The sequence below is a fragment of the Burkholderia sp. Ac-20345 genome (assembly GCF_017104825.1).
GTDB lineage: Bacteria > Pseudomonadota > Gammaproteobacteria > Burkholderiales > Burkholderiaceae > Burkholderia > Burkholderia lata_B.
On record NZ_JAAGPO010000021.1, the window covers coordinates 22,190 to 44,408 of the forward strand.

Sequence of the window (22,219 nt, forward strand, 5' to 3'; positions counted from 1 at the left end):
ATATGACCGCGTTATCCGTATTGGATCTGGTAATGATCGGCGAAGGGAAGCGATTCGCCGATGCAGTTGACGAGTCGCGCCAACTGGCGCGCCACGTCGAAAAGCATGGGTATCGGCGCTACTGGATCGCCGAGCACCACGACATGCCTGGCATAGGTTCGGCGGCGACGTCGCTGATCATCAGCGACATCGCATCGGCCACGTCGTCGATCCGCGTCGGCGCAGGCGGCATCATGCTGCCGAATCACGCCCCACTCGCGGTGGCGGAGCACTTCGGCACACTGGACAGCCTTTATCCAGGACGCATCGACCTCGGGTTCGGACGTGCGCCCGGCAGCGCGGGAGCGGCCGTTCGTGCGTTGCGTCGCGGTGCCCCGGAACGAGATTTCGCGCAGGATGTCCAGGAAGTCATCGACTATCTGGCCGACGACGGCAAGCAGCCCGCTCGCGCCGTCCAAGAGCCGCATGCGATCCCGATCTGGATCCTCGGCTCGAGCCTCTATGGCGCCGATCTTGCAGCAAAACTCGGACTGCCATATGCGTTCGCGTCGCACTTTGCGCCGCGCCACCTGTTCGACGCGATTGCCCACTATCGGAAGAACTTTCGTCCTTCCAGACACCTCGCGGCGCCATACGTTACGGTTGGCGTCAACGTGTTCGTCGCCGACACCGACGAGGAAGCAGAATATCTGGGCAGTTCGCACCGCCGCTGGATGCTCGACCTGCACGTGGGGCGCCTGGGTTTGCTGCCCAAACCGGTCGAGGGCTATGTTCAGGGATTGCCTGCCCACGAACGCGACGTCCTGAACCAGGTGATGGCGTGTACCGTCGCCGGCAGCAAGGCAACTGTGGGAACCGGGCTTCGTGAGTTGCTGGCCCGGACCGGCGCGGACGAGCTGATGATCGATTCCCGTATCTACGATCCTGCCGCCAGAATGCGTTCGCACGAATACGCGGCCGAATCGATTCAAGACCTGCTCGGGTGACATTGTCGCTCCCCTGTGGGCACAGGGGAGCACATCGCCCCATCGCCGAATGATCGGTCGGTTGCGTGTCGCATGTAAGGACTCGAATTCAACTTAGAAACATACGGTCCGGCAGCGCCGGGGGCTACCGCTCTGCCCCATCATTCAACTGTGAATTTGCAGTTAGCCCGAATCGAAACTATCGGTGATCTGAATCACGTGACGCCGAACCATATCGCCCGAGAGTGGAGACGCCGCATCAGAAGGTCACCGATCGCCCCGAAACTGACACCCAAGCCGGGAAACCACATGTCCGCTTCGTGCCGGCGCAGTCGTGTGCTCAGGCTTCGACACGACGGACGGCTTGGCTAACTCTGCCAGTGACAGCCAAGACATAATGCCGCCTTCGCTTGCAGGTTCTTGCGCACAGTCAGTTGATCAGTCGACCCATCTCGGGTAGTCCGTATACCCTTCCGCTCCGCCCCCCTGCTTAAATTCATCCCGAAGCGGGTTGAGTGGGGCGCCGGTTTTCAGTCGATATGCCAGATCAGGATTCGCGATGTAAGCCCGGCCGAAAGCGACCGCGTCGATCAGCCCCTCTTCGATTAGCGCCTCTGCCTTCTCCGCAGAATATCCGCCAGCAGCGATGATCGTGCCCGGATAGTGTGAACGGATGGCCTTACGGAACTCGGGGCTGAATGGCTTTCCTCCGGCCCAATCCGGCTCCGACACATGAAGGTATGCCAGGTTACGTGTCGCGATTTCATTAATTAGCCCGATGGCGGCATCATTGTGTTCGTTTCCACCGTCGATACCGTTGAACTCGCCAAGGGGGTAGATACGGATGCCAATCCGTTGGGACGACCAGCCATCAATGGCCGCGTCCAGAACCTCCAGCACAAAACGCCTTCTGTTCTCCACGCTCCCACCGTATTCATCCTCACGTTTATTTGCGAGCGGTGACATGAACTGGTGCAGAAGGTAGCCGTGTGCGGCATGAATTTCGACCAGATCGAAGCCCGCCTCACGGGCGTTCTTCGTTGCCTGCCGAAAGTCAGAAACGATCTGGGCAATTTCAGGCTTCGTGAGCGCACGGGGAAATGACGTTTCTACGCGTACGGCAAAGCCATCGGCAGTGCGCAACGTAGTCTTGGTTTGGGGCGAAACCGCAGATGGGGCAACGGGAGGCAATCCCCCCGGTTGAAGTAAGGCATGCGAGATTCTCCCGGTATGCCACAGCTGAACCGCACTATGCCCGCCTGCATCGTGGATACGGCGGTTGATCGTCTGCCACGCGTTGATTTGCTCCGGTGTATGTATACCCGGCGCGCCTGAATAGCCCTTGGCTTGGAACGAGACTTGTGTAGCTTCAGAGATGATTAGTCCCGCGCCGGCGCGCTGCTCGTAGTAATCGCCCATCAATGACGTTGGAACGTCTCCAGGCTCAGCGCTGCGCAGTCGAGTCAACGGCGCCATCAGCACTCGATTGGGGACTGTGATTGCGCCAATGCGCAGGGAGGTAAAGAGCTTCGGAAACTTCATTTTCTTTCGCCATTGGATTGGCGCTTAAAAAGAACACGTATGCATCGTATGCTCAAAATTAGCGAATATAATTCCCCAGTTATGGGATGGACAGACTCTGGAGGGATAGCTCATGGAGCCCAAACGATTCGCCGATATCGCCACCTTCGTGTCGGTCGTCAGGCACGGAAGTTTCACCGCTGCGGCCGCGTCGATGAAGCTCACCCGCTCAGCGCTGGGAAAGAGCGTGAGCCGACTTGAAGAGTCGATGGGGGTCCGCCTCCTGAACAGAACCACGCGATCCATTAGCTTGACGGACGAAGGCCATGTCGTCTTCGAGCGCTGGGCGCACGTTCTGGAAGAGCTTGAGGACGTTGATGCAGCTGTCGCATCAAGAAGGCGCGAACCGACCGGCATGCTGAAAATCACGGCGCCTGTGGCACTTGGCCAACGACACGTTGTGCCGGTGATAAATGCTTTTCTGAGGAAATGGCCCAACGTGCGGACCGAGCTTTCGCTTACGCCTCGATTCACTGACTTGATCGAGGAGGGGTTTGACATTGCAATTCGCGTTGGCCATCCGAAAGCCAACTCAGAAGTCCTGACTCGAACTGTGGGGTGGCAGCAGTACATGGTGTGCGCGGCCCCCTCGTACCTAACGGCGCGTGGGACGCCGGCGTCCCCGAAGGAGTTGGGGGCGCACGATTCGATCTTCTTTCACAGCGCTGGTCACGCGCTCGCGTGGAAACTTCAGGACCAAGGCGAGCAGGTCGTTTACGAAGGTCCGGGACGATTTATGGCCGATAACGCTGAGGCAATACGCAACGCGGTGCTTTCGGGCGCTGGACTTGCGTACCTGCCCAGCTATGTCGTTGGCGCTGATCTGATCAGCGGGCAAGTCGTAGAGGTGCTGGAGGTCTTCCGCCCCAACCCCGAGCCCATCCGGCTTATGTATCCGAGCAAGAAATATCTCTCGCCGCGAATCAGAGCATTCATAGACATGTTTGCCGCTCACACCGGCGCCAGCGAATCGCTTCGGTAAACCCGAGCGTCCGCACTCACCCTGCACATAAGCGGACATCAACGTTCAGAAATATGTCCCGTCCTGGCCGAACTGCGCCGGTGAGCCCTTCCAAATCCTCCACATCTCGACTGCCATCTTGAAGTGAATCTCGACATCAGACGGGAGCGCTCGCGAGGGCCCCGTCATACATCATCTCAACGCATGAACATAGCGTGTCGACAATCGCGTCGAGCGGCACGCCAGGCCCGAAGGTCGCCGCCACACCCCGATTCCGCAGTTGTTCGGCATGCCGCTCAGGAACGACTCCGCCCAATACGACAGGAATTGTCGACCCGCGCGCGACCAATTCGCGAAGCACGGCATCGACGAGTTCGACGTGTGCACCCGACAAAGACGAGATGCCGACAAGGTCGACGTCGGCGGCTTCGGCCGCAGCAGCAACCGATGCAGGTTGCTGAAACAGCGGCATACGAACGACGTCATAACCGGCGTCTTCGAGACCGGACCCGACGACAGCCGCACCGCGGTCATGCCCGTCCTGTCCGAGCTTGGCGATCAGAATTCGCGGCTTGCGTCCAATACGCTTCGACAGCAGTTCCACTCGATTCTTGGTCGCCAGCCACAACGCGTCTTCCTGCCTCCGCTCGTCATAGGCACTCGCTCCGTCATCCACAACCGCAACATGACGGGGCCAAACCGCTTCCAGCGCTCGCGTGCACTCTCCAACCGTCGCGCGAGCGCGCATGCACTCGATCGTCACCCCGAGCAGATTACCTTTCCCGCTGCGTGCCGCTTCGGCCAGATCGCGCAATGCGGACGCGACCCGTACAGCGTCGCGTGACGCCTTGGTCGCAGCGATTCGCGTCGTCTGGGCGGCGCGCACATAGTGGCTATCGATCTCGCGCGAGGCAATATCTCCGTCCAGCTCCGGACTGACGAACCGGTTCATTCCAACGACGACCCTGCGGCCCGCGTCGATCTCCCCCTGTATCGCGGCGGCCGCAGACAGCAGACGCCGTTTGACCCATCCGGAGTCAATCGCTGCAATGATCCCGCCCTGCCGGTCGATGGCCTCCATTTCCGTGCGGACACGCGTTGCGATGCCATCCGTCAGGGATTCCATCATGTACGAGCCGGCCCACGGATCGACGGTATCGCACAAGCCCGTTTCATGCTGCAGAATCAGCTGAGTATTGCGCGCGAGTCGTGCTGCCTCCATGGACGGCAACGCCAATGCCTCGTCGTACGCGTTTGTGTGCAGCGACTGTGTACCACCGAATACCGCTGCCATCGCCTGGGCCGTGACACGTACGGCATTGTTCGCGGGCTCCTGTGCACTCAACGACCAACCCGACGTCTGACAATGCATGCGCAATGCACGCGCTTTCGGCAAACCTGAACCGCAGGCCGCTGCAACGTCCGCCCACAGCAGACGCGCCGCACGAAGCTTTGCGATCTCGGTATAGAAGTCACTGCCGACGCCGAAAAAGAAACTCAGGCGCGAGCAGGCCTCGTCCGGATGCACGCCGCGCGCCGTCATTGCGTCGACGTACGCCCTCGCATTCGAAAGCGTCAGCGCGAGTTCGAGCACCGCATCGGCGCCGGCCTCCTGGAAGTGATAACCCGACACTGACAACGCGTTGAACTGCGGCGCATATTGCGCCAGCCATGACGCGATGTCCGCCACGATTCGCATCGACGGTTCCGGCCCGTAGATCCACGTATTGCGAACCAGATACTCCTTCAGGATGTCGTTCTGGATCGTTCCGCGCAGCCGTGCAGGTAGCACGCCCTGCTCCTCGGCCGCAACGACGAATGCTGCCATGATCGGCAGCGCGGCACCGTTCATGGTCATCGACACTGTCGTCCGGTCAAGCGCAATACCATCGAACAGTCGCACCATGTCATCGGTCGTATCGATCGCGACCCCTGCAAGGCCGACATCGGCTGATGCCTCGGCGTCATCGGAGTCGTAGCCGCGCTGCGTCGGCAAGTCAAACGCGACCGACACCCCCTGTGCTCCCTGTTCGAGCGCGGTACGAAAGGCCAGATTGGTGTCTGCGGCATCGGCATAACCGGTGTACTGCCGGATCGCCCACGGACGCTCGGTGTACATCGACGCGTGGGCACCTCGCACGTAAGGCCAGGCGCCCGGTAGCGTGCCGAGGTGCGGAACTCCCGCGAGGTCCGCCTGCGTATAAATCGGTTTGAGCGGCACGGTGCGCGCACGCGGTTCGATCGGTGTCGCCTCCTGCCCCCCGACGGCTCGCCGCCGGGAAATTGACACTTTCATGTTCGCTCCCGGCATTTTTCCGTGACGACATCGGCAATCTTCATGCCGTCGCTGCCGCGCACGATTTCGCTCCAGTGCACGAGGCCTCGGGCGTCCACGCATTCGCGCACAACGCGGACGGTCAACGTGTCACCGATATCGAGGTTGCCGTGGAAATACAACTGACGTGCCGTCAGCAGCGGCACATGCGAAAAGCGGTGGCGGTGGCGCTGCCACTCCGCCCGGTCGGTGAATGCCTGGAAGTTCGCGAAGTACAACAGGTCGGCACCGTTGAAGTCCATGTTCGGACACGGCAGGAATACGGCACCGTCGGCGCGGCGCTCGCCGACACTCATGAGCATGGGAAGCGCCGATGCATCCCGTACACGCAGTCGCTTCGCACGTTCGGCCATCGATCGTGCATCGACCGGCACCGAATCGGCACGGCCATCGATACCGCTCATGCGCGCCTTCACCACCGAGCGGTTGTTGCAGGCGTGTTCGCGTGTCACGAACACCGACATCATTCGTACGACGCCGACCTCATCCTCGCCTCGCCGGATCCGCTGTTCGCTGAAATGGCGAATAGCGCCAACCCGGTGCAGCATGACATGGAGTTCAAATGCTTCATTTTCGCGAATCGCGTGACGCGGATTCATGTCGACCCATACCGCGACGAACGACGGATAGGCGCGCCGCCCAGCGTCGTCGAAAAACTCGGGAACGCCGCGGCCAGAATGCGCGGCCAGCGCCTCCCAGTGACGCTGCCCGCACTCCTTGAGCAGCCAGTTTTCGGAGAGCCCCGTGTGCGCGAGTTGCGGCATGCCGGCCCGATAGCGATGGATGGTGGAATGCATCGCGTCAGGCGACCAGGCTCTCTGCCGAACCTCGTGCGGCCGTCCGAGCAGCCTCGACCTGCTCGACGATGTGGGCGGCATCGCGCGCAACCCCGGAAAACCGTCCCGAACCCCACGTATGAAGCCAGGGCAGCCCGACGAAGTACAGCCCCGGAACCGGCGTCACGCCGCGCTGGTGCGCAGGATAGCCGCGGCCATTGAAGACGGGCGCATCAAGCCAGCTGAAATCGGGGGTGAATCCGATGCACCAGATGACCGACGTGATGCCGCTGGCCGCCAGATCGAGCGCCGTGCGTTCGCCGGACGGCCGCCACACGGGTTCATAGCGTGTGGCAGACGGCGCCGTTATCCCGTTCTTCTCGATGTAGGCATCGATGCCGGCATTGATCCGGTTGTATGTATCGTCGGCGCTGTCGAGTTGCGCCGCCAGGTCTGCGGAGAATTGCAACCGCCCGTCGACGAAGTCCTCGAGCCTGCCATACAGCTCCATCCCTTCGGCGGCAAAGCGGCGCAGATCGATGTCGCGACCGCCGTCGCGGCCGGTCACATAGTGGTTGGTGTTGTCACGGACGCCTTCGCGCAGCGGATGCGCATCGACCGGCATGTCGTAGTACTGCATGTCGGCAAGCCAGTCGACGACGTCCCGGCCCCGGTAAAAACGGGCACAGCGGGGCGCATCGCCCACCGCGAGGTACACCTTCCGCCCGGCGAGATGAAGATCTTCCGCGATCTGCGCACCCGACTGCCCCGATCCGACCACGAGCACCGGTCCGTCCGGCAATGCGGCCGGATTCCGGTACGCCGACGACTGGATCTGCACGATCGATGCCGGAAGCCGCTCGGCCATCCGCGGCACGATCGGCCGATGGTAGCCGCCCGACGCCACGACGACCTGGTCCGCCGTGTACGCGCCACGCGACGTCGCGATGCGATAGCGTCCGTCAGCGTCACGCGTCACCCGCTCGACGCCGGTATGTTCGAGCACCGGGGCTTCGACGCTCCGGATGAATCCGTCGAGATAGTCGACGATCTCGTCCTTCGTCATGAAGCCGTGCGGATCGGCACCGCGATACGGGTAGCCCGGCAGCGCACACTGCCAGTTCGGCGTCACGAGACAGAACGCGTCCCAGCGCTGCTTGCGCCACGTGTGCGTCACGGTCTCCTTTTCGAAGACGAGATGATCGATGCCGGCCTGCTTCAGGTAGTAGCTGATCGACAATCCCGCCTGCCCGCCACCGATGACGGCTACGCTGAGATGGGAATCGACATACGGAATGGTCGAGGAAACAATGGGTTCGGTTGACATCATGCAGTCCTGAATGTGTGGTGGTGACAGCAAGTAGATCGTGCGCGACGACCGCCTCAGATGAGTTCGATGACGGTCACGGTCGCGTCACCTTGCGGCGAAAATCGTTCCGCGTGCGCCTCGATCCGTACCAGTTCGTCCATGGCGGCCGAGCACGCAAACCCGTACTTCTCGCGCACCCGATCGGACGCGATACCCAATGCGCGGCGTGCCCGTTCGACGAAATCGTCGAGCGCGTATTGCGTGTCGGGTGTAAAGAATTCCGACACCACAGTCGAAGGCGAATAGCAGTTGGTTTCCGACTGGTCGGGCCAACGGACCCGAAAATGCATGACCGGCATGATTCCTCCTCATTCGGTGGACACGACTTGCGCACGCTGCGCCAGCCTGTCCCGGTAGATGTCCAGATGCTTGCGCGCGCTCGCTTGCCATGTGAAGCGGTTCAGCAGTGCGGGGACCGCATGAGCGAAATCGGGAGAACGCCGTCCCGATAGCGCATCGTGCAACGCGTCGGCGATCGAATTGACGTCGCCGGGATCGGCCCATACACACGCATGCTGGTCCAGATACTCTGTAAAGGGCTCGATGCGAGACACGACGACGGGTTTTCCGCATGCGAGCCCCTCGAGCACGACCAGCCCAAATCCCTCTCGGATCGATACCATCGACACCACGTCGGCGCAGTGCATCAGCGCCACCAGCGCCGTGTCGTCGAGCGGCCCCGTGGTCACGACAGGCTCGCCAACGCCGATACCGAGCCCGAGCGCGGCAGCACGCGCGACGAAGCGGCGCGCATATGCGTCGTGGTCCAGCAGGCTGGCACCGCCGCCGATCACGAGCCGTGCATCGGGCATCTTGCTGCGCAGTCGTGCGAACGCGTCGAGCAACGCGATGGCGTTTTTGCGGGCCTCGATCCCGCCGACCGCCAGGACGACGGGCCCGTCGTGCAAGCCGAACCGGCTCCGCACCGCCTGCATTCCGCCCTGGTCTACATGATCGAATCGGGCGACGTCGACGCCGTTGGACACCACGCTCGCCCGGATCCCGAACAATTCGCGCATCGTGGCCTTCCAGGCGGCGCTCACGCACAGCACCTGGTCCGCCTCTCGCCACGCTCGTTCCTGCCAGCTTTCGAGCTGCGGGTCGTCGAATACATCGAGGTGATGCACGGTCCGCACAAATCCGTCTATCGCCGCTGCCTGCTTCAGCTCGGCCAGCGCATTCCCCGTGATGCTGTCCTGCGCATGCAGGATGTCGAACCGGCTGACGTCGTGCTGCAGCAACGTGTTCCCGACCGCGGCAATCCGGCCGGCCACCATTTCGGCGATGCTGCTCGGACGGACATCGACGCGGGCCAGAACGACGCGGCACGGGACATCGCGGAACATCGCCTCCCCCGGCGCTGCCGGCGCAAACACGGTGACGTCGCTTCCCGCTTCGTGCAACGCGCTGGCCAGTTCGAGTGTGTGCACGACACCACCGCGCGGATTGACCGAGTGGGTAAGCAGCGCGATGCGCAATGAATCGCGACTCATCGGGCACCTCCGCTTGCACCGGCAATGAACGGGGCGATCCGGAAATCCCACAGCACCGCCGTTTCACCCGCCTCCTCGACGACGACCTCGCGCGTTGCATCGATGTCGCCAATCACCGCGCATGCGAGCCCGCGCGTGGCGAAGCGCTCCATGACCGTGTCGGCATGCGCCGGCCGCACCGCCATCAGGAACCCGTAGCTCGGAAAGGCTGTCAGCCAGCGATCGAAGTCGACACCTGGAGGACGCGGGATCGCGTCGAGCGCGATCCGCGCACCGACGCGCGAGCATTCGACGAGCATCAGCGCCGTGCCAAGCACGCCCGCCATCGAGATATCCTTCGCGGCATCGCATAGCCCGGTTTCGGCCAGCGCCGGCAGGATCTCGAGATCCGCGCGCAGCCGGGGCGGCGGCGCGCCGACCGACGCATTCCAGAACGGATACGGCTCCTCGAATGCGCCGCGCAGGTCGACCGCCATCATCAGGCGATCGCCCGGCCGCGCGTTGAAGCTCGACAGCAGCGCGCGGGCCCGGCCCAGGATCGATACCGCCAGCTGCCCCTGTGCGCTGCGCGTGTTGCTGTGACCGCCGACGATCGGTACGCCATATGCCGACGCAGCCGCGGCCATCCCGGCGAGCACCGGCTGCGCGGCGTCGATCCCGTCGCTCCACAACGCATCGACAACGGCGATCGGTCGCCCGCCCATCGCATAGATGTCACTGATGTTCGCCATCACGCCGCTGTACCCGGCAAACCACGGCATCGACTCGACGAAATCGCCGACCATGCCCTCGATCGCGAACAACAGGTAGCCGTCCGGGACCATGATCGCGGCGCAGTCGTCGCCGAGTGCCACAGCCTGCGCGAGATCCCGTTCGCCGTTTGGCAATGCCTCCGCCAGCGACGCGACCACGCCGGAGATATCGTGCTTGTGCTGGAAGCCGCGGCTCGCGCGAAGCATTGCGACACGCTTTTCGATGCTCATTGCCGTGCCTCCGAGCGCAGGACGAATCCGGAGAACGGCGTGCCGCACGGCGGATAGTGCGCCAGTTGCGCCTGCATCAGTTGATGGGAGCGGCCAAACAACGTTTCCTCGCCGAGCGCATCCCAGTGAAGCCGACGAAACAACGGCACGTTCTGCGATTGCACGTGTGCGACGAAGGTCCGGCACCCTTCGGCACGCGCACTGCTGACGGCCAGCGCGATCAGCATCGAGCCGATCCTACCCTGCCGGCGAAACGCTGGATGCACCGCGAGCCGCGAACCCATCCAGGTTCCGGGCACGGTTTCATGAATCCGCACCGTGCCGACCACCTGCTCCGGCAACCCTGCGCAGCAGCTCACCGCGACCAGCAATTGCGCGTGGCGATCGATATCGTCACGATCGTCGCCGACGAAGATCCCCTGCTCGACGCAGAATACGGCCCGGCGCAGCTTGTACGCTTCGTCGATTTCCCAGGGAAGCTCCGCCCATTTGATCCGGTATTCGGAAGGCCGGTACGTGTCGCGGCTGTTGACCAGTCCCATCTCTGCGCAGTACATGATCACGCCTCGTAGGTGGACAGCGACGAGCAGGCGCCGCACTTCCCGCACCCGGCCTTGATGTCGGCGGAACGCATGCCTGCGTCGCGCAACATGGCGCCGAGCGGCGCGAGTACCGCCCGCATGAAGTCCAGCGACGGCGCGGGGTGGCTCTCCAGCGGCGTGCCGCTGATCGGAACGAACGGCACGACAAACGGATACACGCCCAGGCCGATCAGCTCGCGTGACATGTCCAGAATCTCAGCCTCGCTGTCCCCCAGCCCGGCGAGAATGTAGGTGCTGACCTGTCCGCGGCCGAACACGGCGACGGCCGCACGGAATGCCGCCATATACCGGGATAACGGCACGCTCGCCTTGCCCGGCATGATCCGTTCGCGCACGGCCGGTGTCACGGCTTCCAGATGCATGCCCAGCGTATCGATCCCGCTTGCCTTCATCCGGTCGAACCAGCCGTCGTCTTCGGGCGGTTCGCATTGCGCCTGGATCGGCAGATCGACGGCCGCCTTGATCGCGAACGCGCTTTCGCACAGCACGCGGGCGCCGCGATCCGGCGTCGGCGGCGTACCGGTGGTCAGCACCACGTGCTTGACGCCGTCGAGCAGGACCGCCGCGCGCGCGACCTCGGCGAGCTGTTCAGGCGTCTTGCGCGCGATCGTCCGGCCGGCCGCGAGTGACTGGCCGATCGAGCAGAACTGGCAGGTCTTGCGCCGGCTCTCGTAGCGAATGCAGGTCTGCAACACCGTGGTCGCAAGCACATCGGCGCCGTGCAGGGTCGCGATGTGCGAGTACGGCACGCCCTCGAGGGTCTGCAACGCATAGAATCGCGGGTTCGACGGAAAACTGATGCTCGCAATCGGGATCGTGCCGCGCGACAGCAGGCTGACACCGGCCGCATCGGGCTCCGCCGCGACGAACGGCGATTCCCACGCGGTGCTCGTATGCACGGGCACCATGATGGTCACGCCGTCGACCGTCACGGCCTTGTGATCGGACGGCCCGGCGCCGCCGCGCCGGCTCGCGGCTCCGGCGCGCGGATCCACGAGACGCAGCCCGACCGATTGCAATTCAGTCATCAATTGCCGGCTCTGCACCGACGGTTTCGCGTTCGCGCTCATGGCAGGTTCCCTCGAAGTCATGTGCGGCCGACCCGCTGATCCCCATCGGGGTCACCGTCGCGGCCGGCCGATCGTTGATGGCAAGGCTCAGAAGTTCCGGTCGCGCATAGTGGCCGACCGAATCCATCATTCGCTTGCGCTTGGTGATCAGCGACATGTCCAGATCGGCGATCACCATCCCTTCGCCCGAGCGCAACGGCTCGGCCAGATGCTGGCCCTCCGGGGATACGATCGCGGTATTGCAACCGCCCCGCAGGGCCTTCTGCAGCGCCGGATCGCTCGTGACCGACGCGATCTGCGCGTCCGTCAGCCAGCCGGTCGCATTGACAACAAAGCAGCCCGACTCCAGCGCGTGGTGACGAATCGTGACTTCGATCTGTTCCGCAAAGATCGGGCCGACCAGCGAACCGGGGAACTGGCTGCAATGAATTTCCTCGTGCTGCGTCATCAGCGCATAGCGGGCGAGCGGGTTGTAGTGCTCCCAGCACGCGAGCGCGCCGACCCGTCCGACACCGGTCTGCGCAACCTTGAGTCCGGCCGCGTCGCCCTGCCCCCAGATCATCCGCTCGTGAAACGTCGGCGTGATCTTGCGGCGCTTCACCGCGAGGCGTCCGTCGACGTCGAAGATCAACTGCGTGTTGTACAGGCTGCCGTGGTCGCGCTCGTTCACGCCGAGCACGACGACCATCCCGTGCAGGCGCGCGCGCTCGGCGACCGCATGCGTCACGGGACCGGGCACCACCACGGCCTGCTCGTAGAGCCGCATGTGATCGGCGCCGGATGCGACCGGCGACCGCACAAACGAGAAGTACGGGTAGTACGGCACGAATGTTTCGGGGAAAACGATCAGCTGAACACCCTTGCCGGCGGCCTCGTCGATCGCCGCACAGACTTTGTCGAGCGTCCCGCCGGCACGCTCCAGATCGGGAGCGATCTGGACGGCTGCCGCCCGGACGATGCGTTTGTCGGACATGATGGCACCCGTCATTCGATCAAACGGTCCAGGTATGGATGACCAGCGCGTTCTCCTTGCGGTGAAGCAGCTGGATATCCAGCACGTCGAGCGGATTGATCGGTCGAATGCCCTCGATCAGCGACGCCTCGCCATGCCCGTAAAGTGCCTGCAGTGCAAAGCGGCACGCGTAGACCTTCCCGCCCTCTTCCATGAACTTGACGAGTTGCTTGTTGAAGTTCAGGTGACCGGGAAACGCCTCGTCGCCGAGCGTCGGAAACCCGCGCTGCAGGCCGAGTGTCACGCCGGGGCCGTAGAGCAGCACCGACGTCTCGAACCCCTTGCGCTGCAGGCGCGTCGCCTGCAGGAGGTTCACGAAGCCGATCGATCCCTCGAACGCGACTGTGTGGAACGTTACGAGCGCCTTCTCGCCCGGTTCCGCCTTGACGTCTTCGAACACTTTCTCCTCGTAGTCGACGAGGAAATCTCCCTTCTTGTGCAGAGGCTGATTCACTGCGGGCATGGCACGCTCCGTTTGAAAATGCGTTGAGTGATGTTCCCGAACGCTTTCGAGTCCGGGCGATCTCATTAACGCAACGCATATGCCAACCAGGCGCAGACCTGATGCAATCACTCTCCAATCATTCATTCGATAAATGCCGTTGCAGCCGGTCCGATCCTTGCGTGACCGAATGCGGCTCGGACAGGAAGCGGCCTGTCCGGGCGGTGGCGTGCACCTGACTGATGCAACAGGCATGAATGCGTGCGCATCGAGCGTGCATCGATGCATCAATCCGATACACGATGCAATCAATGCGATCAGCCGGCTTCAGACTGTCGATATAGATATTTTCTATTGATCCGCCATGCTAACGTTTTGATGAATCATCAAATGGAAACAGGTATGGATGACGCAATCCATCATTGGTCGAAGCGGCTGTCGGCAAGCAGAAAACCGGCGTATCTGTTGATCCCCGATCTCATCGAGGAAGATCTGGCGGCGGGCCGCCTGAAACCGCGCGATCGCCTGCCCGGACTGCGCGATCTCGCCGGTGCGTTGAACCTGAACTACACGACGGTGGCGCGCGCCTATGCGGAAGCCCGCAGACGCGGCTTGCTCGATACACGGGCAGGAAGCGGTACGTTCGTGCGCGGCCCGACCCGGACCATCCCGCTGTCGGGTGGGAGCAGCGTCGAGATGTCAATGAACATGCCGCCGGAGCCGCCCGAGATGGCCAGGCGACTGCAGGAATCGGCAGCCGCCTTGCTCAACGCGGCCGATCCGTATCAATTGATGCGATATCAGGATTTCGGCGGCACGCCGGCAGATCGCGCCGCCGGCCGCGTGTGGCTGGCGCATCGACTTCCCGGCTGCAGCGGCGATGCCGTGCTCGTCTGCCCGGGAATCCACAGCGCCCTCGTCGCGCTCATCTCTCGACTGGCACGCCGCGGCGATTCGATCTGCCTGGACGCGCTCGCCTACCCCGGCATCAAGGCGATTGCATCGCAATTAGGCGTGCAGTTGCAGCCGCTGCCACGCGACGACGACGGGCCGTTGCCTCATGCATTCGAATCGCTTTGCAGAACCGGACGGCCTGCCGCACTTTATTGCAACCCCACCCTTCAGAACCCGAGCACGGTGACGATACCGTACAGACGCCGTGAAGCACTGGCCGACGTCGCGATGCGCTACAACGTACCCATCATCGAAGACGACGCCTACGCGATGCTGCCGCAGAGCGCACCGCCTCCACTGGCGTTGCTGGCACCTGAACTGACCTACTACGTGACAGGCATGTCGAAGAATCTCGGTGCCGGACTGCGTATCGCCTACCTGCTGGCGCCGACGGCACGCGAGGCGCAGCGTATCGCCGGCGCGTTGCGCGCCACGACGGTGATGCCGAGTCCGTTCACGATGCTGCTATCCACCGAATGGATCAACGACGGAACGGCGAGCGAGATGTTGACGGCAATCCGGTCGGAGGCCCATGCCCGGCAGGCGATCGCCGCTCGGGTTCTCGGCGCGTGGCCGTTCGATGCGCATCCCGACGGTTTCCATCTCTGGCTTCCGATTCCGCACGAGAGCCTGTGGAGTGCGTCCGATCTGGCCCAGCATCTGCGAAGTCGCAGCGTCGCTGCCGTGGCAAGTGCTGCGTTCTCAACGGACGGTAACCCGCCCGCCGCGATTCGCATCTGCCTGGGCGGGCCGCAGGATCGGGAGCAGTGCCGGGACGGCTTGCAACTCGTCGCCGATGCATTGACCGATGCGCATCATTTATACGGTGCGACGCTGTGATTGACGGTCTGCACGCGTGCAAGCACGGCCAAACGGTCAGGCAGCGATCTGCCCGCACCATCGCGCCCCGCCCGGATTATTATGGTTACTTCCTGGGCGCATCTCCGTCGAGATGCGTGTAGTGAATATCGAAGGGCTTGTTCGTGATGAACAGGAACGTCACATCGTTGTCGGCCTGAGCGCCATGCGACATCGTCGTGCCTTCCGGGAACCACACGAAACTGCCCGGACCGAACGAGCCGGCGCTCGTGACCAGAATGCCGTCAAGCACGTACATCCCATGCGCACAGTTGTGCCAGTGGGAAACGTTCGTGAAGCCGGCCTTGTAGCAAATTTTCGCAACGGACATTCCCGTGTCCTCGTCGACGACACACAGCTTCTGCGGAATCGTGGCCTTCAGTTCGGGAACATCAAGCAGTTCCCACGGAATCATGTTGGTGTCGACGACTTTCACTTCTTGATTGCTCATTTCATCTCTCCTCACGTGACAATGCAATTCGAAAACCGCCTACCTGTACGCTGAAACAACACTTCAGTTACGGACAAGGACGTCGAATCCGGCGATGTTGCGACCCGATCGGCTGCATCCACACGCTATAAACAAGATCCCGACGTACACCAGTCTCCCGGACGAGGCAGCCATGGCTCAGTGTAGGCCGGCTGCCGCTACAACCGAGCACGTTCTCTCTCCGCTGCCCTGCCATATCGGCCCCCGACGACACTCGATTTCCGCTGACGTCCGCGCATGCTCGTCGGGTCGGAATCGGTGGCGTCGAGGAGACGTCTCAGGCATCGAGCCCGCAGACGTCTGGCAGCCCGATCAGCTTCGGTCGCTTACTGCGCCGTGCTTGCGGCTCGTGCGTACGTCGGGTAGTCGGTGTATCCCTTCTCGGAGCCACCGTACCAGTCCATCGGCGACGGCATTGAGATCGGCGCACCAACCTTGAGGCGATCGACCAGATCCGGGTTGGCGATAAACGCTCGTCCGAACGCGACGAGATCGGCGTCCCCGCTGCTGACCAGTGCCTGAGCCTTGTCGCCGCTGATCCCGCCGTTCACGATGATCGGTCCTGAGAAGCCGGGACGCACGATCTCGAGAATCTCGGGCAGGTCCGGACGGTCGAACCAGCCGTTGGTATCGCCGATATGCAGATACGCGACGCCGAACGATTCCAGCATCTCGGCAACGTACTTGTACGTCTCGACCGGATTCGGGTCCCGCACGTTGTTGTACGCAGCAAACGGTGAAATCCGAACGCCGATGCGATTCAGCGGAATGACCTCCGCCACCTGCTCGATGATCTCGCGGAGGAAACGAGCGCGATTTTCGACGGAACCACCGTATACGTCGTCGCGCTGGTTGGTCGTCGGGGACAGGAATTGATGCGGCAGGTAACCGTTCGCAGCATGGATCTCGACACCGTCGAATCCGGCCGCGACCGCATTTTCGGCACCGTGCCGATATTCCTGCACGGCCTCCTTGACTTCGTCGAGCGTCATGGCGCGCGACGGAGTCGCATGGATCTTCGTGTATACGCCGTTTTCCAGCTGCCCCCAGACATGGAGTTCATGCAGATCGTCATTCAGACCGGAAGGCGACACGGGCGCCTGACCATCCAGCAGCGCGAACGAGCTAGCGCGGCCGGTGTGCCACAGTTGAGCGACGATGCGTCCGCCCGCTTCATGCATCGCATTGACGACGCGGCGCCACCCTTCCGTCTGATCCGGCGTGTAGAGGCCCGGCGAGCGCTCGAACGACTGCGAGTTCGGCGTGATGTTGATTGCCTCGGAAATCACCAGGCCCGCACTTGCGCGCTGGGCGTAGTACTTTGCCATCAGCTCGGTCGGCACATCGTTCTCGTCTGCGCGAGCACGCGTCAGCGGGGCCATGACGACGCGGTTCGGGAGTCGGATCGCGCCAAGGTCAAAAGAATCAAAAAGCGAAGCCATTCAGTGTTCTCCTTGATGAGTCAGGCGAGTCGCTGGCGCACGAAACCGTGCATCCTGTATCGACTCACCATTCAATTAATCATCCGATAAATAAAGGGGCGTGGCGCCAGCGCCGGAAAGTGCCCTTCTCTACCATCAGACTGAAACTATATGTATTGCCCGACCGGCGTTAAAGCCGTGACAGACCAACTGATCATTAGCAAAATTGCTAACAAAATCGACGCGGTCTCGTCGGAGCGCTTGCCGGAAGCGCGGTTCACGCCTGAAGCCCGGGAGCGACTACAGCGACGAGCATATGTGCCGACACCTGCTCGGGGAATGCACCCGGTACGCAACGCTACATTGCGTGCAAGGCAACGGGGCAGCGGCCGCCTCGCTCACAATATGCGCATTCATGCAATCACGCCCGGTCAAGTTCCGCATCGGACCGACATGTACGGTGTGGCTATTCGACGCATTACTGCACCCCGACCGCCTCCGCCTCTTGACCTGTATCCGGACAATAGGCGGGATAATCGATGTAGCCACGCGTCCCCGCGCCGTAAAATGCATCCTTCCCGGCTTCCGCCAACGGCCATCCATGACGGAATCGCTCGACCAGGTCCGGGTTGGCGATGAACGGACGCCCGAACACTGCAAGGTCGGTCTGCCCGGATTCGATCGCCAGCCGGGCCGTTTCTGCCGTAAAGCCACCCGCCAGCATCAAAGTACCGCGATACGCATGTCGAAACGCCTGCTGGAATGCAGCCGTACCGAGATGACTGGCATGTACGTAAGCCAGACTGCGCTGCGAAAGCACATCCGCAAGTGCGAGCCACGTTTCGTCTTCCCCGTCGAATGCAGTCAGATCTGCGAGGCGCGCGTAGGGCGACACGCGCACACCAACACGGGTGCTGCCGATTTCTTCGCTGACGGCATCCACGGTCTCGAGCAGCAGGCGCAGCCGGTTGTCGATCGATGGGCCGCCGTACAGGTCGGCACGCGTGTTCAGGCCGGCGTTGATGAATTGCTCGAACAGATAACCGTTTCCGGCATGTATCTCGACGCCGTCGAATCCCGCGGCCATCGCGTTACGCGCCGCCACGCGAAAATCATCGATCACTTGCCGAATGCCGGCGACGTCCAGTGCAACCGGTACGCTCGTCGGCACCTGTGCCGGCAAGCCATCGTCGCCGTAAGCCTGGACGAGCGTATGAGCGGCGCCCACGGCGACCGACGAAACCGGGTGCTGCCCATCGTCGTACAGTGATGCGTGAGAAACCCGCCCGACGTGCCAGAGCTGTATGAAAATGCGTCCACCCGCGCGATGCACCGCATCGGTCGTCCGCTTCCAGCCGGCAATGTGCGCCGACGTGTGGATGCCCGGCGTGCACAAGTAGCCGCGCCCCTGCACTGACACTTGAGCGCTTTCAGTGATGATCAGTCCGGCCCCGGCACGCTGCGCATAGTACGTTGCCATGTGCGCGGGCGGAACGGTATCAACTGCACGTGCGCGCGTCATCGGCGCCATGACGATACGGTTGGACAGCCGCAGGTCAGAGAGATCGTAAGCATCGAACAACGTCGGCATGATGAACACTCCACGAATGGACGCAGGGATTCTTGCGTCCTATTTTGATCAGATATGCGAAGGAAAATCCGGAAGAACGTATTCCGCCAGTTCGTCGAGAATCTCGTCATAAGGCTGGCGGCTGACCTTCGGATTGAGCGCAACGTGCGAGACGCCGGCCTCTCGGGCTGCCGTCAGATATGCCCGCAACCCGTTGCGCCCAGCACGAAATCCGCCGGGGATCCGTTGGAACGGCACGTCCGGATCGTCGCTCAAATCAAGATAGCCCCCGAGCCCCCAGGGCTTGAACGCGTCGTCACCGGCAGCGAGGCGGACTTGGGTGCGCCAGTCGACACCTAGCTGCGCTAGCCGATCCACATTGGGCGCGGCTCCCAGGAAGCCGTCGAGATGATGCGCAAGCCACTGGATGCTTTGCTGCGCCTGCCCCACGGCGATCGCGGGAACCCGTCCGAACGGTGCCTTCGGCACCAGGTCAAGTTCGCCGGTCGAGCCGCCGAACCGGGCCGATTCAAAATGCGGAAAGTGCTCCTCGGACACGCTTCGATACACGGCATACGCGTCGCGATAACGATCGCCACGGCTCTCGTAGTCGATACCGAACATGGGATAGTCGCTGTAGCGATCGCCCGACGACAGGCCCAGCACCAGACGACCGCCGCTCAGCTGATCCAGTGAAGTCGCCTGCTTCGCGAGATTCAGCGGTTCGCGGGTCGGCAGCACGATTCCAGTGGTGCCGAGCGCAATGGTCTGCGTGGCCGCAGCCAGATACGAGATGTAGACGAGCGGCTCGAAGATCTGCGCAACATCCCCGTAATGGGGATCGTAGAACGGCACGTCGCGCATCCACAGCGCACCGAATCCCAGCGCCTCCGCGCGTTGTGCCATCTGCACGTGGCCTCGCATCGTGGGTGCGGGTCGTCCCGGATGGGTTTCGAGCGGCAGAATCAGGCCAAGGGTCAGCGCGCTCGGTCGGAACAGACGCTGGAATCCCGGATGCTGCTGGAGCGCAGGATGGGGAGTGGGGATATCGGTGTCCGTAACCGATGGGACTGCGGCAAGGGAGTCAGTCATGGCTATGACCTCGTGGTTTCGCATGACCCACAGTGTCATTGATTCCGCGAACGGGATAAACCGGCCAATGTGACCTGAACCCGGTCCCTCAAGTACCCAATCGCCGACGTGCTCCTCTTTGCGTCGATGCTAGTTGGCGGCAGGCGTTACCCGCTCCCAAGGGACACCGGCGGACCATGACTCGACGAGCAGGTCGATGAATGCGCGAATGCGCGGCGACAAATGGCGCTTGCTCGGATAGATCAGGCGAATGGGATCCGGCGCGGTGCGATAGGCGCTCAACACCTCTACGAGCGTACCGGCGCGCAGGTCGTTTCCCGTAATGTAGGTCGGCAGGTAAACGAGACCGAAGCCGGCCAGCGCAGCCTCGCGCATCGCCTCGGAACTGTCGATGTTCAAGCGCCCAGGTTTCTCGAATACATAGGGACCGTCGGACATCTCGAAACGCCAAGCTCGCGGATGTTCCGCACTGAGCAGAACGATCGTGTCGTGCCCCTCGAGGTCCTGCGGAATACGCGGTGTCCCGCGCCGGGCCAGATAATCCGGCGACGCACAGGCGACGAACTGCTGGGCGCCCACAGTTCGCGTCAGGATCTGCGAATCGTCTTTCGGCGTACCAATCCGGACCGCGATATCAAACCCTTCGTCGACGAGGTCGACGAAGCGATCCGTAAACCAGATGTCGGCCCGCAAATCAGGCCACTGCTTCAGAAACACATCTAGGATCGGCAGCACGTGGCGCTGGCCAAACGACAGCGGAGCCGTCAGCTTGAGCGTGCCGGTCGGCTTGCCCCGGCGCTGGGCCATTAGCGCATCGACCTCATCAAGATCCTGCAGGATCTGATGGCAGCGCTCGTACATGACCCGCCCCTCGTCAGTAAGGCTCAACGTCCGCGTTGTGCGATTGAGCAGGCGTACCCCCAGGCGGGTTTCGAGGCGCAGGATCGATTTGCCGACGGCTGAGCGAGTCACGCCCAGCGACGACGCTGCCGCAGTGAAACTGCCAGCCTTCACTGCCGCGACGAATGCGGAGATATCACCGAATCGGTTGGGTTCCAAGGTAGCCAATGCCTCGCGATGTAATTGGAAAGCGGCGTTCCCTGACATGGGAATCCATGTCCCCAATCATCGCCGTATCCTTCAAACCTGTCCAGAATCGAATCATATCGAGGCAGGACTTCGACATAAGCAGTGCGAGCAACAACACGCCCGAATGACTGTCGAGGATCCATGCCGCTTCCTCGACCGGAATCAAATCATGAATCAGCCCCCTATCGGGCCCCTGCCTGCAGAACTGCAAGCACATCCGGGATACCGTCGGGTATTTCAACCCGGGCGGTTGACCTTCGGTTTCATCATGCCGCTGGAGGGTTATCCGCAGTCGCCGTTCCCGACGCTCGAAAACCACCAGCGGCTGGCGACCATTGCGGACGAGGCGGGATTCTCCGCGCTCTGGATGCGCGACGTGCCGTTCTACGATCCGCAATTCGGCGACACCGGGCAGATGTTGGATCCGATGGTCTACCTGGGCTTCCTCGCGGCTCACACCCGCAAGATCGCGCTCGGCACCGCCGGCATCGTCCTGCCGCTCAGGGATCCGCTCATCGTCGCCAAACAAGCCGTGTCCGTCGACCAGTTGGTGAACGGGCGATTGCTGCTCGGCCTGTCGAGCGGAGATCGCGCGATCGAATACCCGGCGTTCAATGTCGCGTACGAAAACCGCGGGGAACGCTACCGCGATGCATTCGACCTGATCAAGACCGTCACGGAACAATCGTTCCCTCGCGCTACGACCCGGCATTACGGCACCTTGCGAGGCGACATAGACATGGTGCCGAAACCCGCTCGCGAACGCATGCCCATGCTCGTCATCGGCCGCGCACGCCAGGACTTGCGGTGGATCGCGTCGCACAGCGACGGCTGGATCTGGCACCTGAGCGATTTCAACCGCATCCCGGACCTGCTGCAGATGTGGCGTGCGAGTCACGACGGCAGTTGGGTGCGGCCCTACGGCTATGCGGCGTTCTTCGACCTCTCGGACAACCCGAACGAGCCGATGCAATACGTTGCCAACGGTATCCGGATCGGCCGCAACGCACTTATCGCGTTGTGGAAAAGGCAGCAGGCCCAGGGGGTCAGCCACGTCACGCTCAATCTCAAACCTCTGCGCCGGCCGGCGGAAGAGGCATTGGCAGAACTCGCGGAATTCGTCCTGCCGCACTTTCCGGCCGAGTAAAGGAGAAAT

At 62.5% G+C, this 22,219-nt stretch carries 20 protein-coding genes; 4 read left to right on the forward strand and 16 right to left on the reverse strand.

The window, feature by feature from the left end:
• The first annotated feature begins 2 nt into the window (after positions 1 to 2).
• Positions 3 to 986 carry an LLM class flavin-dependent oxidoreductase gene (locus G3O06_RS10635; RefSeq protein WP_043186896.1) on the forward strand — a complete coding sequence of 328 codons (984 nt, stop codon included), beginning with the start codon at positions 3 to 5 and terminating at the stop codon, positions 984 to 986.
• A 417-nt stretch (positions 987 to 1,403) separates the two neighbouring features.
• On the opposite strand, the gene nemA is transcribed toward G3O06_RS10635, so the two are convergent.
• Positions 1,404 to 2,507, reverse strand: coding sequence for an N-ethylmaleimide reductase (gene nemA, locus G3O06_RS10640; RefSeq protein WP_205815971.1), 1,104 nt, complete (start codon positions 2,505 to 2,507; stop codon positions 1,404 to 1,406).
• A gap of 112 nt (positions 2,508 to 2,619) precedes the next feature.
• Between nemA and G3O06_RS10645 the strand changes: the two genes are divergently transcribed.
• Positions 2,620 to 3,528 carry a LysR family transcriptional regulator gene (locus tag G3O06_RS10645; RefSeq protein ID WP_205815972.1) on the forward strand — a complete coding sequence of 303 codons (909 nt, stop codon included), beginning with the start codon at positions 2,620 to 2,622 and terminating at the stop codon, positions 3,526 to 3,528.
• Positions 3,529 to 3,664: 136 nt separating this feature from the next.
• On the opposite strand, the gene scpA is transcribed toward G3O06_RS10645, so the two are convergent.
• Genes scpA through G3O06_RS10695 form a run of 10 tightly spaced genes read right to left on the reverse strand, consistent with a single transcriptional unit; the run spans position 3,665 to position 13,610 of the window.
• Positions 3,665 to 5,803 (reverse strand): methylmalonyl-CoA mutase, encoded by a 2,139-nt coding sequence (gene scpA / locus G3O06_RS10650; protein WP_205815973.1) that lies wholly within the window; start codon positions 5,801 to 5,803, stop codon positions 3,665 to 3,667.
• Entirely contained in the window at positions 5,800 to 6,639 is an 840-nt protein-coding gene (locus G3O06_RS10655; protein WP_205816015.1) for a Pnap_2097 family protein, read from the reverse strand. Before G3O06_RS10655 ends, scpA begins: the two co-directional genes overlap by 4 nt.
• A gap of 4 nt (positions 6,640 to 6,643) precedes the next feature.
• Positions 6,644 to 7,945: an MSMEG_0569 family flavin-dependent oxidoreductase gene (locus G3O06_RS10660; RefSeq protein ID WP_205815974.1), complete on the reverse strand. Its 1,302-nt coding sequence runs from the start codon at positions 7,943 to 7,945 to the stop codon at positions 6,644 to 6,646.
• Between the two features lie 56 nt (positions 7,946 to 8,001).
• On the reverse strand, positions 8,002 to 8,286 hold the full coding sequence (locus G3O06_RS10665; RefSeq protein WP_205815975.1) for an MSMEG_0570 family nitrogen starvation response protein: 285 nt from the start codon (positions 8,284 to 8,286) through the stop codon (positions 8,002 to 8,004).
• A 9-nt stretch (positions 8,287 to 8,295) separates the two neighbouring features.
• Positions 8,296 to 9,480 (reverse strand): MSMEG_0565 family glycosyltransferase, encoded by a 1,185-nt coding sequence (locus G3O06_RS10670; RefSeq protein ID WP_205815976.1) that lies wholly within the window; start codon positions 9,478 to 9,480, stop codon positions 8,296 to 8,298.
• Complete coding sequence (locus G3O06_RS10675; protein ID WP_205815977.1) at positions 9,477 to 10,463, reverse strand: sll0787 family AIR synthase-like protein; 987 nt, start codon at positions 10,461 to 10,463, stop codon at positions 9,477 to 9,479. Before G3O06_RS10675 ends, G3O06_RS10670 begins: the two co-directional genes overlap by 4 nt.
• The gene (locus G3O06_RS10680; RefSeq protein ID WP_205815978.1) at positions 10,460 to 11,020 is read right to left on the reverse strand and encodes an MSMEG_0567/Sll0786 family nitrogen starvation N-acetyltransferase; all 561 of its coding nucleotides are present in this window, start codon (positions 11,018 to 11,020) and stop codon (positions 10,460 to 10,462) included. The genes G3O06_RS10675 and G3O06_RS10680 overlap by 4 nt, the downstream gene beginning before the upstream one ends.
• A 2-nt stretch (positions 11,021 to 11,022) precedes the next feature.
• Complete coding sequence (locus G3O06_RS10685; RefSeq protein WP_205816016.1) at positions 11,023 to 12,093, reverse strand: MSMEG_0568 family radical SAM protein; 1,071 nt, start codon at positions 12,091 to 12,093, stop codon at positions 11,023 to 11,025.
• Positions 12,086 to 13,108 (reverse strand): Nit6803 family nitrilase, encoded by a 1,023-nt coding sequence (locus G3O06_RS10690; RefSeq protein ID WP_205815979.1) that lies wholly within the window; start codon positions 13,106 to 13,108, stop codon positions 12,086 to 12,088. Before G3O06_RS10690 ends, G3O06_RS10685 begins: the two co-directional genes overlap by 8 nt.
• 19 nt (positions 13,109 to 13,127) lie before the next feature.
• A complete protein-coding gene (locus tag G3O06_RS10695; RefSeq protein WP_006405208.1) occupies positions 13,128 to 13,610 on the reverse strand; it encodes an MSMEG_0572/Sll0783 family nitrogen starvation response protein in 483 nt (160 codons plus the stop codon).
• A gap of 381 nt (positions 13,611 to 13,991) precedes the next feature.
• Between G3O06_RS10695 and G3O06_RS10700 the strand changes: the two genes are divergently transcribed.
• The gene (locus tag G3O06_RS10700) at positions 13,992 to 15,383 is read left to right on the forward strand and encodes a PLP-dependent aminotransferase family protein (protein WP_205815980.1); all 1,392 of its coding nucleotides are present in this window, start codon (positions 13,992 to 13,994) and stop codon (positions 15,381 to 15,383) included.
• An 85-nt stretch (positions 15,384 to 15,468) separates the two neighbouring features.
• Here the strand turns inward: G3O06_RS10700 and G3O06_RS10705 are convergent, their stop codons facing one another.
• The 5 genes from G3O06_RS10705 to G3O06_RS10725 form a co-directional block, all read right to left on the reverse strand.
• Positions 15,469 to 15,852: a DUF4437 domain-containing protein gene (locus G3O06_RS10705; RefSeq protein ID WP_205815981.1), complete on the reverse strand. Its 384-nt coding sequence runs from the start codon at positions 15,850 to 15,852 to the stop codon at positions 15,469 to 15,471.
• A gap of 365 nt (positions 15,853 to 16,217) precedes the next feature.
• Positions 16,218 to 17,333, reverse strand: coding sequence for an alkene reductase (locus tag G3O06_RS10710; RefSeq protein ID WP_205815982.1), 1,116 nt, complete (start codon positions 17,331 to 17,333; stop codon positions 16,218 to 16,220).
• Positions 17,334 to 17,790: 457 nt separating this feature from the next.
• Positions 17,791 to 18,903 carry an alkene reductase gene (locus tag G3O06_RS10715; protein ID WP_205815983.1) on the reverse strand — a complete coding sequence of 371 codons (1,113 nt, stop codon included), beginning with the start codon at positions 18,901 to 18,903 and terminating at the stop codon, positions 17,791 to 17,793.
• A gap of 48 nt (positions 18,904 to 18,951) precedes the next feature.
• Positions 18,952 to 19,974, reverse strand: a complete 1,023-nt coding sequence (locus tag G3O06_RS10720; RefSeq protein ID WP_205815984.1) for an LLM class oxidoreductase — start codon at positions 19,972 to 19,974, stop codon at positions 18,952 to 18,954.
• Between the two features lie 129 nt (positions 19,975 to 20,103).
• Positions 20,104 to 21,081 carry a LysR family transcriptional regulator gene (locus G3O06_RS10725; RefSeq protein ID WP_230624464.1) on the reverse strand — a complete coding sequence of 326 codons (978 nt, stop codon included), beginning with the start codon at positions 21,079 to 21,081 and terminating at the stop codon, positions 20,104 to 20,106.
• Between the two features lie 151 nt (positions 21,082 to 21,232).
• Between G3O06_RS10725 and G3O06_RS10730 the strand changes: the two genes are divergently transcribed.
• On the forward strand, positions 21,233 to 22,210 hold the full coding sequence (locus G3O06_RS10730; protein WP_205815985.1) for an LLM class oxidoreductase: 978 nt from the start codon (positions 21,233 to 21,235) through the stop codon (positions 22,208 to 22,210).
• Positions 22,211 to 22,219 lie beyond the last annotated feature (9 nt).